Origin of the sequence: Bacteroides sp., from assembly GCF_028690125.1 — a bacterium.
GTDB lineage: Bacteria > Bacteroidota > Bacteroidia > Bacteroidales > Bacteroidaceae > Bacteroides.
Genome location: NZ_JAQVBV010000023.1, coordinates 47,303 through 59,728 on the forward strand (window position 1 = coordinate 47,303; position 12,426 = coordinate 59,728).

Sequence of the window (12,426 nt, forward strand, 5' to 3'; positions counted from 1 at the left end):
ATAAGTGTTCTTAATTTGATGTATGCTTTCGCTCAAATAGACTTTTGGCACAATCATATCCTTCCTCATAAAAATCCGTTAATTTCTGAATATCTCGTTCAATACGGTCTACTGTGACCGGTTTCAACGGACGAATGACAGTAATCTTTCCTTCATCTTCCATACGTTCCACCATCTTCAGTTGTTCATTGTAAACGGCACAACGACGGCTCAGTGCTTCGCGTAACTTCGGATACTTCCTATATACAAAAGAAGGGACACGAATATCCTTTGAATCCTTCCGGTAACCACGATTGCGAGTCAATACAACCACATTCCGACTGCATCCATCTGTAATAGCACGTTGTAAAGGAATAGAATCCACAATCCCCCCGTCAAGCATAGGGACATCGTCTACATAGGCAATAGGACACACAAAGGGCAGGCTACTCGATGCACGAACAATATCAATGACCCTATTCTTATCTTTTTTCTCTTCAAAGTAATTAGCTTCGCCTGTCAGGCAATTTGTAGTCACCATCACATAACGTTCAGGTGAAGAAAAATATGTTTTATAATCATAAGGTAGAATATGTTCAGGAAACTCATTGAACAACAAATCGAAATCGAGTATGTTACGTTTCTTGAGTAAATACTTCAAACCGATATAGTTATACTTCTCCAATAAGTCAATGTTACTATATTTAGCACGTCCCCGCTGACGCGAAGCATACGAGAGTCCGTTACACGCACCGGCAGAAACTCCAATCATATAGGGAAAGCGGATATCACGATCCATTAAATAATCAAGTACACCGCAGGTAAACACTCCGCGCATACCACCGCCTTCCAACACTAATCCTGTAAATTCATCAATTTCTAAATTACTCATTTATTTCCATTGCTTTTATTTCGGCGAATCACTAATAAAGAAGACAACTTAGATAATGCTTCCTCTTCTTCCGCCAATTTTGTATATGAAAGATGACTCATAACCATTAAACCATCTTTATCTTCTGTTACTAAATCATCAGCTTTTGTAAAACCAACCGGAGAAATCAATCCGGGATATTTTTCCATCAACTCTCTTATCTTGAAACGGAATTTATCATCATCTGTATCAAACAGAAAAAGGCGTACAGCATGACCGGCAGCAAGCATTCCTTCCAAATAGGAAAGCAGAAACATATCAATCATCCCTCCAAGCACAAAACTGATTACTGCCCCTTCACGATAATGACGGTTTACAAACACTGCAACCGGACACTTCACCTGTTCCAACACTTCATCAATCTTATCACGGAACAAGGATAACCACAAAATAGCACCGGGAGTTGTACCGGAAGTATCCGGGCGATAATGACTACCTGCTCCCAACAATAACATATCCGGGCGTTCTTTACCTACAAAATGAATCATCTCCTGTACCAACTTGTCAGTTACCCGGTAGCGGTTGTCTACCTGAATATCCAATTCTTCTGCACGCTCATTTATCAAAGCAAAGCTCTCCTGAGCATAGTGCTCAGCATTCAAAGGATTCAAATCGGTTCCAACTGTATAGTGAGCAGCAATCAAATGTTCTTTTTTCAGTTTCTGTCCAAACAACAGATAATAAATAGATAGAAGGTTCCGTCCTGATTCCGGTCTGCCGAAACATAAAATCAATTTACGCTTCAAAGATAACTTTTCTTCTCGATGTACAAAAAAACGTTCGACTAAATGTAACAATGGAGTAGTCATAAAAGTAGTAACTAACGCCATAATGACCAAAATTACAAAAATAGACGGAGGAAGGACTCCCATCTCGTAACCGATATTCAGAGCAACCAGTTCCATTAATCCACGAGTATTCATCAATGTTCCAATGGTCAAACTATCTTTCCAAGATTCTCCGACCAAACGTGCTGCTACTGCACACCCACCCAATTTCCCTGCTATAGCCACTGTCACCAACAAAAGGCATACTAACCATAATTGCGGGCTATTTATCAGCCCTATTTCTGTTCGAAGTCCGGTAAAAGCAAAAAACAAAGGCAAAAAGAATACCAATGAGATATCTTCTACCTTTTCCATCATAACCTTACGGAAACCTATATTAGAAGGCATCACAACCCCTGCCATAAAAGCACCGAACAAGGCATGAATACCGATCACCTCGGTAATGCAAGATGAGATAATCAGAATTAAAAGGATAAACGCAACAAAAGACTTATTAATAGCTTCCTGATTGGCATAAACCTCCCCTACCTTTTTCAGAAAAGGACGAACCAGCAGAAACATGACTGCAATATACACAGCAGCCAATCCAACGGAATAAAGGGCACTGGCAAAGCTTCCAGCCTTAGAAATGGCAATCACAACCGCCAGCAGACACCAAGCTGTTACATCATCATTAGCAGCCGAAGCAATAGCCAACGTTCCCAAAGGGCTTTTTGTCATATTCCGCTCCTGAATAATACGTGCCAAAACAGGAAAAGCAGTAATACTCATAGAAATTCCGATAAAAAGAGCAAAAGGAAGAAAAGGGGTCTGGGAAGCTGCATACTTTTCATATATCCAATAAGAAGCTAAAATACCCAAAAAGAACGGAACCAGAATACCCGCATGACTGATTACCAATGTTTCATTGATTTTATTCTTTAATACCCTGAAGTCTAGCTCCATACCAATAACGAACATAAAAAGAATCAGTCCGACCTGGCTCAGCAATTCCAAATTAGTCAAAGAATCGGGTGGGAAAATAAATTGAAAAGCACCGGGAAACAAAGCTCCCAATACAGAAGGTCCTAACACAATACCCGCAACGATTTCACCGATTACTCCGGGCTGTCCGATATAATTAAATAGATATCCGAACAGACGTACCATCAGCAATACTGCTATAATCTGAATAAGCAATGTAGCAAGCGGATGATGCAAATTATCTGTCATAAACTGACAGAACATGGCAAACGGTTCACCTTGTATTGTCGTAAAATTCGCAGCATGATGCGAGAATCGGTCTCCTTCTTCAATAGCAATATAAATAAGTCCCCCGAACAAGAGTAACATTGTAGCATAAATGAAGTAATTCTTCCTAATTCTCTTTTGCATAGACCTCAAAGTTTTGTAGTTTGCTGCATATATACGAATAAAACAAATAAAATCATCACTTAGTTTGCATAAAAATCTAAATTTTTATGCAAATTCTTGCTTTTATCATTTCTAATTCATAACTTTAGAAGACCTTAATTGTTTTAAGGCGGGTGTATAAAAAGTCCTGACCCACAGGCAAGCACTATGAGGATACAATTTGAAATTAAAGAAAGATTGCCCGAAATTATTGAGGAGATAATGAATTCTCCCCGATGGCTTTCTTCTGTGTTGGAAGAAATTAACGGTAGGACCATTGTTGTTATCCGTGATCAGGAATACAGTTCTGAAGCAACCATTGAAATATATGCTAAGGAAGTTACAATCAAAACAGCATGGTCAAAGTATACGTACCGTATATTTGTAACCCAAGATGTAGTATGGTGTGAGTACAATGGTGCTTATCGCGGACTGTTAGAACAAGTACTTTTACCAACTATTACTCCTAAAGAAAGTCTGCTAAATTCAGACGTTATTGAAAGCTCTCTTTACGGAAGAGATCATAAAAAGTTAAGGGAATATGCAGAAGATAATGTAAAGCTCAAACAATTCCGTCGGGAGAATTTTGATGAAAGCAGGAATGGTACAGCCTCTTTCGATCATCCCAAACGAGTGTATGATGAGTTTATTAAAGAAGACTATATAGTAACACCCAAAAAGAAAACGGAATAAATTAGCATTTTATCTTCATAACGCGGATTTATCAGCTTTAAAGCTTTTACAATCCGCGTTATTTCATGTTATCATTCAATATAAATATCCAACTGTTTTAAATCATTCTTAGATATACAAAAGTTTATTCGCTGTCTACGAATCAACGTGCTAATAGTCTTTCCTTCTTCCTGAACATTACATTTTCCGAGCGAATCTATCGGTTCAAAATACAATAATATTCATTCTTTTTTTATGCAATTTGTGTACAATCGGATGAAAATACAGCAGGATTGTCTATATTTGCAGCTAAAATAAATTAATATTCATAAGAATGAAAAAGACAATACTTATTGCTGCCTTAAGCCTGTTTAGCCTGAGCACTATGGCACAAGACGCAAAACCCGAAGAGGGATTTGTATTCACAACTGTGAAAGAAAATCCGATCACATCTATCAAAAACCAGAATCGTTCAAGTACTTGCTGGAGTTTTTCCGCACTCGGATTCCTGGAAGCTGAACTACTCCGTATGGGTAAAGGCAACCACGATTTCTCAGAAATGTTTGTAGTACACAAAACAATGGAGGACCGTGGAACAAACTATGTACGCTATCACGGTGACAGTTCTTTCTCTCCGGGTGGAAGTTTCTATGATATATTGTATTGTATGAAAAACTATGGTCTGGTTCCACAAGAAGCCATGCCCGGTATCATGTATGGCGATTCATTGCCGGTTCATAATGAGCTGGACGCAGTAGCCGGAGCATATGTAGATGCAATAGCCAAAGGTAAACTTAACAAACTGACTCCGGTATGGAAAAAGGGACTAAGTGCTATTTATGATACATATTTGGGAGTATGTCCGGAGAAATTCACTTATCAAGGCAAGGAATACACTCCAAAGTCTTTGGTTGAGTCATTAGGATTGAAAGCAGAAGATTACGTGTCATTGACTTCATATACTCATCATCCATTCTACACTCAATTCGCAATCGAAATCCAAGATAATTGGCGCAACGGTTTGTCTTACAACTTGCCCATCGATGAATTTATGGCTGTAATGGACAATGCGGTAAACAAAGGTTATACCTTTGCATGGGGTAGCGACGTTAGTGAGCAAGGTTTCACTCGTGATGGTATTGCCGTAATGCCTGACGTAAATAAAGATGCAGAACAGAGCGGATCTGATATGGCTCGTTGGACGGGTCAGAATGCTGCCGACAGATGTAAAGAAATGACTAATCAGCCACGTCCGGAAATGCAAATCACACAGGAAATGCGTCAGGAAGCTTTCGACAACTGGGAAACCACAGATGATCATGGAATGGTAATTTATGGTATTGCAAAAGACCAGAATGGAAAGGAATACTTCATGGTAAAGAATTCATGGGGTAAATCCGGAAAATACAATGGAATCTGGTATGCTTCCAAACCATTCGTTGCGTACAAAACGATGAATATCGTAGTACATAAAGATGCACTTCCAAAAGATATCGCTAAGAAATTAGGCATCAAATAAGATCAAACAGAAGATCGCCAACAGGAATATACGTATTCTTATCAGAAATAATACGAAGCCTGTACACTTCAGTTATCTTATGAAGATTAACAATATAAGAACGGTGGACCCGCATAAAATGCGTGGAAAGCCGTTCTTCCATTTTCAGAAGACTTGAAAGAGTGATTACCAATTTATCCTCTCCTGCTACAAAAAATATGTCCGCTTGTTTTTTTTAATCACATTAGAGAAATGTGCCGGAGTCACACCAACGTTGATACAGTTCACGTTCCCACGTTATTGATTCACTTATTTTAGCTCCGTACCTTTTATACAATTCACTTTATACAATTCACTGACTCCCTGAAAGAAGATAGTAAGAACAGCACGAATCAGCAAATCATATGCACTTTGGTACAGTTGAACCACTTCCTCCGGCAATGGCAGAACAGGACGCTTGAGTATCATAGAAAAGTAATCCAATAATGTCTCAATGTCATTCACGTGGGAAATAAACTCCGACATAGTATCGTCTTATATTATTGTCCGCCACAAAATCAACCGGCAAGTAGAACTTTTATTTAACGATTAATATATATCTTTGCCGTCGAAAAGCTACAAACCAACAAAATGAAGAAAACTATCACACTTATCGCAATCCTCTTTTGCGTTATCTCCGCACAAGCACAGGACGTTTTTATCAATGCAGATTTTGTCAGCAGTTATATATGGAGAGGTATGGACAGTGGAAATGCCAGCGTACAGCCATCACTCGGCTTCAATTGGAAAGGATTGACTGCTTATGCTTGGGGTTCTACCGAGTTTCGTAATAAGAATAATGAAATAGACTTGTCTTTGGAATATGAGTACAAAAAACTAACTCTCTATGCCAACAATTACTTCACACAAACGGAAGAAGAGCCTTTTAAATATTTCAACTACCATTCACATTCTACCGGACATACATTTGAGATTGGCGCCGGATATATGCTTAGTGAGAAGTTTCCTTTATCCATCAGTTGGTATACTGTATTTGCCGGTAACGATTATCGCGAGAATGAGAAACGTGCATGGTCCAGTTATTGTGAAATAAGTTATCCATTCAGCGTAAAAGATGTCAGCATGAGTATCGAAGCAGGTTTCACTCCCTGGGACGGTATGTATTCCAACAAATTGAATGTAGTCAATGTGGGGCTTTCAGCCACTAAAGAATTAAAGATTACCCCCAGCTTCTCACTGCCTGTCTTCGGGAAGCTGATTGCCAATCCATACGAGGAACAAGTTTATTTTGTATTTGGTCTTAGTCTCTAAATCCTATAATCATTCTCTTGTTATCTATTAATAGAAAAGTTATTCTTCTCTAGTACAAAACTTTCTATTCTCAAATAGAAAACTTATCTTTGCTTAACATTAATCTTTAAATGCAAGTTCCGTTTTTACAAATGCAAGTTGCAATTATACAAATGAAACTTGCATTTGTAAAAACGGAACTTGCATTTATAGTTTATATTTAAGGAAGAAAAACTTTCCTATTAGAAGAAAAGAAGTTTTCTATTAAAGGAAAGGAAGTTTTTCATTAATACAACAGGAGATATCTATTAATACTTTAAAATACAGATAGTATGGCACGATACATTATGGAAGAGATGCCCGATATACACAAGACGGGCAAAAAAGTTACCTATCCGAAGTTTGCACGGATACAGAAAATGAGTACCAAAGAATTAGCAAAGAGAATTGAGGATGTGAGCGGGTTCAGTGCCGGAAACATCGAAGGAGTTTTTCTTCAGGCTTCCATAGAGTTGGCACATTTAATGGCAAACGGATATTCCGTGAAAATAGACGGGATAGGTACATTTACTCCGGCACTTGCTTTGTGCGAAGGCAAAGAACGGGAAGAAGCGGGAGGCGGAGGAACACATCGCAACGCACAAAGTATTGTAGTAGGAGGTGTAAATTTCCGTGTAGATAGAACGATGATAAGAAACATTAATTCAAGGTGTAATTTGGAAAGGGCTCCTTGGAAACGACAAAGTTCGTCACAAAAATACACACCGGAGGAACGACTGAGATTAGCTTTGGAATATCTCGACAAACATACTTTTCTGACAGTCCGGGAATATCGAAGACTAACCGGTTTGTTGCAAACCGCAGCTACCAAGGAGCTGAAACAATGGGCGTACGAGCCTAATTCCGGAATAGGAATTGACGGTGTAGGATCACACAGAGTTTATGTAAAAAAGAAACCCATAGAGTAAAAAATAAGGGTGACAGATGGGGAATAGGTTATTTTCGCGCACGTTTCTTATATAGCGACCATAGACCTATACTCACCGCATATCCACACAAGATAGCTCCTATTACCATTTCTTTTAGTGATTCAGCACTATCGAAAATGAAGTAACTTAGCAAAAAGAAAGGGATAGGAGTTAAAAACAAACATACTTTGAAAATTGTATCTCTATTCATAATTACTTATATAATTAAAACACACCTCATTTTTTAATAGCTCTCTACTATCACTACCGGCAGAAGCATTACATCCGCCAACTATTACACCGGGCTTTGCTCCTACTCCTCCGACTAAAACACCCAACCCGGCTTCTGTAATAGCCTCAATACCCTCAGATACTTCTGAAAATATTTTTCAGCTCATCGCTTTTTCTTTTTAATTTGGTTAGACGATCATTTACTAACAGCAAATCTAAAAAAAAATACCATATGCAAGTCTAAAATAGGAAAATATTAATAAGATACTCTTTATAGCCGTACTTTCAACAATATAAATCCCGCTATTCAGACTCTATTTTATTCTAAAACAGAACCCGAATAGTGGGATTTCATTTAAAGAGACTTCAATCTATAAGTTTATCCTCTCAACATTTCCGGACACCTTAATACAATTTGAACACTGAACGGATTGCCCGGTGAAATTGGTCCTATCGCTATTTCCGGACACCCTAATACCTTTTGAACTCCACCATTGGGACAATCATAAAAGATATGTTCGGAAACTAATCATGATACTCATAATAGTTCTTTATCTCTTCGGAAACGCTGACTTGTTTCTCCAGTACTTTCCCTAAAATTTGATCTCCTTTAAAAATGGCTGCTTTCACCAGAGTCTCCTTATTTAAGATGAAAGGTTGTTCATAAACAGAAGAATGCTTGGATGGCTCCGAACCATCCGTTGTATAACGAATTTCTACAGGCGTCTTCTCCGTATCCAAAGTTACTTCCACTCCTTTACGGTCAGATACAATACGGGTAGTCAGTTCCATCTCGTCAGAGAATGTAAAAGGACGTATCCCCCGTTGCTTTAACTGAGGAATGTGAGTATTCACTCTGCACTTGAAGGATTGCCATTCTCTATTCTGCTGAGGTGTCCAAGCTATCTCGGCTACAGCCAGCAGACGAGGGAATATCATATATTCCAAGTGCTCTTCATCCGGAATAAACTCTGCCCATGTAGAACCTTGTACACCGATAATACGATGTGCGTTCTGTGGCTGAATATACATCATCGTATCCGGGGAGATAGGTTTCGACTTCACCAATTCTTCATTACGGGCTGCCACCACAGAGTCAGTAGGTACGGGATTGAAGGAATACATCTTCTTAATAGGAGAGAAACCGTACATAGCCTGCGGCTGAGTACGTGGTTCTGCCTGATACCAGTCGAAATACAATACTTCGCCCGGAGTCATTACAGCCCGGTAACCTTTATTGGCTGCCATGATAGCCCCTCGCTGTCCGCGATAAGACATTACAATGGAAGAAGAATCCAAATTGTTCTTTAATATTTCATCCCAGCCTACCATTGTTCGCCCACGAGAGTTTAAAAAGGTTTCTGCTTGCTGAATGATATAACATTGAAGTTCATCCACGCTTTTCATATTCCTCTTTTTCATTAGGTCCTGACATTTAGGGCATGTTTTCCATTCATTCTTACGAGCCTCATCGCCTCCCACATGAATATATTTGGAAGGAAATAATTCCATAATCTCTGTCAGCACGTCCTTCATGAAGGTGAATGTCTTTTCATTCCCGATACAAAACTCTCCGCTGGTATATGATTTCCCCATACAACAGAGTTCGGGATAACCCACAAAGACCTCATCCGAATGAGCGGGGAATTCAATCTCCGGGATCACTTTGATATGTCTTTCCGCAGCATAGCGCAAGATCTCGCGAATATCATCCTTGGTATAATAACCACCATAAGCGCCGGGCGTATTTTCGGAACAAAACTCCCTGATACTTCCTTCCCACCACTTCTGCCAGTCTTTCTCCACGCGATAAGCCCCCATAGAAGTTAGTTTCGGATATTTATCAATCTGAATGCGCCAGCCTCCATTGTCGGTCAAATGGAAATGAAAAGTATTCATTTTATAATAAGCCATTTCATCCAGCAACTTGAGGACTTCTTCTTTGGGGAAAAAGTGTCGCGAAACATCAAGGTGCATACCGCGGTATGGAAACCGGGGATAATCTTTTATTTCAACGCAAGGAAGTCCCTGAGAAGTAAGCAACTGGCAGATAGTCTTCTTACCATAAAACAGTCCCGCAGATGTAGTAGCTGATAACTCTACCTTTTCGGGAGTTACAGACAAGATATATCCTTCCTCTCCGATATCTTTCAAAGAAAAGTCTATCTTACCGTGAACAAAGGAATCAAGACCTTCTTTCATCACTTTGGCACTATCCAACTTATAATATCCTATGCCGGACTTGATACTGACAGGTTCGGGTATCAGGTTTACTTGCACCCCCTTTTCGGGGGCACAAGCAAACATACAATACAAACTCAAAACGAAAAGCATAGTAAGAGCTTTTGCTCTTAAACGAGGGGATACTATTATACTCATAACTTTTACCTATTTATAAAATACTTCCGCATTACCCGAAATACTTAACCGGTCGCCTTCGCCCATTATTTTCACTCCATTATAGGTGACATTCTCGAAGGTGAGTCTGGATATCCAGCTATTGTTGGTCACTACGGTAGACTTGTATCTGCAACCGGACGTATCTTTAATCGTAATATTCTGGAACAGTATATCTTCCATCGTACATCCATTCTTCTGCGGGGTTTGTTCCACACAAATGGGGCGACCCGTGGGCTGAATGTCGTCAATCAGGATGTTACGGAACGTGATGTTCCTCATCGGAGCGGCTCCGCCACCGTGTTGTTCCTGCTGAACCACAGCCAAAGCAGCTCTGAAATCACCGTCTCCATTCGATTGTTCGAGTACGATACAATCTTCAATCAAACAGTTATTGATTCCTCCCGTACCCCATGTCCAGTCGCCACACTCCGGACCTACGATGATGCCTCGGGCATAGTCGCACCAGATGAGGCATTTCTGTATTAAAACGTCTTTGGTGTCTGTCTTCGGATCATTGTTAAAGCGTACTTTCAAAGTGATACAGTCATCGTAGGTACGTATGAACGAGTCTTTGATCGTAGCACCCGCCACACTGCAAAGGTCTATTCCATCGCCGTTGAGAATCCAGCCAATAAGGTTGATGTTATCAATCATCACATTGTCTGTATTCCAAACCGATACGGTCCAACTTGGCGAATCAATAATCGTAATGCCGGACAAAGTGAAGTTCTTCAATCCTACCCCCTGCCCTTGCACGGACAGCAGGATATCTCCGTTGGCGTAATCCCCTCCCCAGTGGCGGTTCTTCTCGCCCGAAAGTATTCCTCTACCTGTGATGGTTACGTTATTACCTCTTACAAACAGCTTTTCCGCATAGAGGGTAGCACCTTCGTCTATATAAAGTGTTTCATTTTCGAGTAAGGTGATAGGTCCGGTATGATGCTCTCCGGGACCGTAATATTTCACGTTAGCGGCTGTCACATCCGGTTTGTTTGTGTCGGGACGGTTAGGGAACAAGAACAGGTTATGATATCTGTCTCCGTCAAATTCCACAGAAACTTTTCTCGATTCCCAGTCGGGCAACGTAAACTCAATGGTGTTCTTTGCACATTCCACGGGCTGAATGCCATACGAGCTGGGACGTACCTGGAACGTACTGAACTTACCGCCTGTACGTTTCTCTACACGTATCTTCACCGGACCTGTAAACTTATCAATGAAGTTGGCGTAGCACATCGTGTCACGAAGCATCTTCGAGTTATCCCAGTCGTTCCATATCTCAGCATGATGTCTCGGCCCGTCCGAACATAAGGTATTGCGTACATCTACCGTTTTCCAACGTCCGTCCTGCAATACATATACATTATAATATTTGTTCTTATCCTTGAATGTGTCATCACCCGGCCACAGTCTGAAGAACTCTTCTTTCTTTTCCGTCCAAAGATCAGCGTGGTAAGCCGTATACCGATAAGCCAACGTGTATAAACTTTCGGAGAGATATTTGGAGAAATCAACATTCAACTCCAGCGTTTGCCCTGCCTTGATTCCTTTAGCTATTTCCAGTACACCTTCCAGAGTTGTATCTTTCATCTTTAGTTGGTAAGCAAGCACCCAGCTTCCGTCAGCCTTCAACATCGGAAAAACAGCTTTCTTGCTGCCCGACTCTCCGCTTTTTATAGTGATTTGCTTATCCTGCACGGTATTCAGTACCTCAACCTTACCCGATGACAGGTACAACGCATCTGTCATGCCCGGTAAAGAAAAAGAGATCTGTTCGAATGTTTCCGGAGCATTAAGCAGGTTCACACTGATGGTAGAAGTGAGTGGCTTCATAGCAAAGCCATTGGCAGCGTCATTCAAAGGAGTATGTTCCATCCATATTTGTGGAATCTCTCCGTTGATGTCTTTCAACGACACATAATAGTCGGTAGAGATACCGCCTGACCCGACCTTACCAAAATTCAGGTTCTTATCACTTTCATAGGCAATTACCGTAGCCCTGTTGCCCGCACCGATTGATATATCCTTCAAAGATGCCTTATCCGGAGCCATTTCCAATCCTGTGCAGGAGTGATTATCAAAAACAAATAGAGCGTGCGCCCAGGAAGACAACTCTTGCGGAGCATATCCGGACTGTTCGTTAAACCGGGCATTTACTGTCGTCATGTCATCCTCTTTACAGGAAGCCGAAGCAAATACCAGAAAGAGGAAATAGGTTAATAAGATACTATTTTTCATTGTTCTACATTTTAAACAGGTTATATAAACAGAACTCTC

Annotated in this window: 9 protein-coding genes and 1 pseudogene; 4 read left to right on the top strand and 6 right to left on the bottom strand. The window is 40.4% G+C overall.

Going from position 1 to position 12,426, the window contains the following annotated elements; all coding sequences use genetic code 11:
* Positions 1–10 precede the first annotated feature (10 nt).
* The gene (locus PHO71_RS15215; RefSeq protein WP_300204944.1) at positions 11–871 is read right to left on the bottom strand and encodes a patatin family protein; all 861 of its coding nucleotides are present in this window, start codon (positions 869–871) and stop codon (positions 11–13) included.
* Positions 868–3,072, bottom strand: coding sequence for a cation:proton antiporter (locus tag PHO71_RS15220; protein ID WP_300204945.1), 2,205 nt, complete (start codon positions 3,070–3,072; stop codon positions 868–870). Before PHO71_RS15220 ends, PHO71_RS15215 begins: the two co-directional genes overlap by 4 nt.
* 186 nt (positions 3,073–3,258) lie before the next feature.
* Between PHO71_RS15220 and PHO71_RS15225 the strand changes: the two genes are divergently transcribed.
* Positions 3,259–3,783, top strand: coding sequence for a hypothetical protein (locus PHO71_RS15225; RefSeq protein ID WP_300204947.1), 525 nt, complete (start codon positions 3,259–3,261; stop codon positions 3,781–3,783).
* A gap of 313 nt (positions 3,784–4,096) precedes the next feature.
* A complete protein-coding gene (locus PHO71_RS15230; protein WP_300204949.1) occupies positions 4,097–5,281 on the top strand; it encodes a C1 family peptidase in 1,185 nt (394 codons plus the stop codon).
* Here PHO71_RS15230 and PHO71_RS15235 read toward each other — a convergent pair.
* Together PHO71_RS15235 and PHO71_RS15240 are read right to left on the bottom strand one after the other, a co-directional pair.
* Positions 5,274–5,471: pseudogene (locus PHO71_RS15235) on the bottom strand (LytTR family transcriptional regulator DNA-binding domain-containing protein); the annotation flags it as partial. The gene PHO71_RS15230 and the pseudogene PHO71_RS15235 overlap by 8 nt on opposite strands.
* Before the next feature lie 98 nt (positions 5,472–5,569).
* On the bottom strand, positions 5,570–5,785 hold the full coding sequence (locus PHO71_RS15240; protein WP_300204951.1) for a hypothetical protein: 216 nt from the start codon (positions 5,783–5,785) through the stop codon (positions 5,570–5,572).
* A 105-nt stretch (positions 5,786–5,890) separates the two neighbouring features.
* Here PHO71_RS15240 and PHO71_RS15245 point away from each other — a divergent pair, with 105 nt between their 5' ends.
* Positions 5,891–6,571 carry a hypothetical protein gene (locus PHO71_RS15245; RefSeq protein WP_300204954.1) on the top strand — a complete coding sequence of 227 codons (681 nt, stop codon included), beginning with the start codon at positions 5,891–5,893 and terminating at the stop codon, positions 6,569–6,571.
* Positions 6,572–6,882: 311 nt separating this feature from the next.
* Positions 6,883–7,518, top strand: coding sequence for an HU family DNA-binding protein (locus PHO71_RS15250; RefSeq protein WP_300204956.1), 636 nt, complete (start codon positions 6,883–6,885; stop codon positions 7,516–7,518).
* A 756-nt stretch (positions 7,519–8,274) separates the two neighbouring features.
* On the opposite strand, the gene PHO71_RS15255 is transcribed toward PHO71_RS15250, so the two are convergent.
* Positions 8,275–10,128, bottom strand: coding sequence for a family 20 glycosylhydrolase (locus tag PHO71_RS15255; RefSeq protein WP_300204958.1), 1,854 nt, complete (start codon positions 10,126–10,128; stop codon positions 8,275–8,277).
* A 9-nt stretch (positions 10,129–10,137) separates the two neighbouring features.
* A complete protein-coding gene (locus PHO71_RS15260) occupies positions 10,138–12,387 on the bottom strand; it encodes a glycosyl hydrolase family 28 protein (RefSeq protein ID WP_300204959.1) in 2,250 nt (749 codons plus the stop codon).
* Positions 12,388–12,426 lie beyond the last annotated feature (39 nt).

What these genes read in the sequence shown, in the direction of transcription:
- PHO71_RS15215 (WP_300204944.1), bottom strand. Translation starts at nt 871, where the DNA reads ATGAGTAATTTAGAAATTGATGAATTTACAGGATTAGTGTTGGAAGGC.
- PHO71_RS15220 (WP_300204945.1), bottom strand. Translation starts at nt 3,072, where the DNA reads ATGCAAAAGAGAATTAGGAAGAATTACTTCATTTATGCTACAATGTTA.
- PHO71_RS15225 (WP_300204947.1), top strand. Translation starts at nt 3,259, where the DNA reads ATGAGGATACAATTTGAAATTAAAGAAAGATTGCCCGAAATTATTGAG.
- PHO71_RS15230 (WP_300204949.1), top strand. Translation starts at nt 4,097, where the DNA reads ATGAAAAAGACAATACTTATTGCTGCCTTAAGCCTGTTTAGCCTGAGC.
- PHO71_RS15240 (WP_300204951.1), bottom strand. Translation starts at nt 5,785, where the DNA reads ATGTCGGAGTTTATTTCCCACGTGAATGACATTGAGACATTATTGGAT.
- PHO71_RS15245 (WP_300204954.1), top strand. Translation starts at nt 5,891, where the DNA reads ATGAAGAAAACTATCACACTTATCGCAATCCTCTTTTGCGTTATCTCC.
- PHO71_RS15250 (WP_300204956.1), top strand. Translation starts at nt 6,883, where the DNA reads ATGGCACGATACATTATGGAAGAGATGCCCGATATACACAAGACGGGC.
- PHO71_RS15255 (WP_300204958.1), bottom strand. Translation starts at nt 10,128, where the DNA reads ATGAGTATAATAGTATCCCCTCGTTTAAGAGCAAAAGCTCTTACTATG.
- PHO71_RS15260 (WP_300204959.1), bottom strand. Translation starts at nt 12,387, where the DNA reads ATGAAAAATAGTATCTTATTAACCTATTTCCTCTTTCTGGTATTTGCT.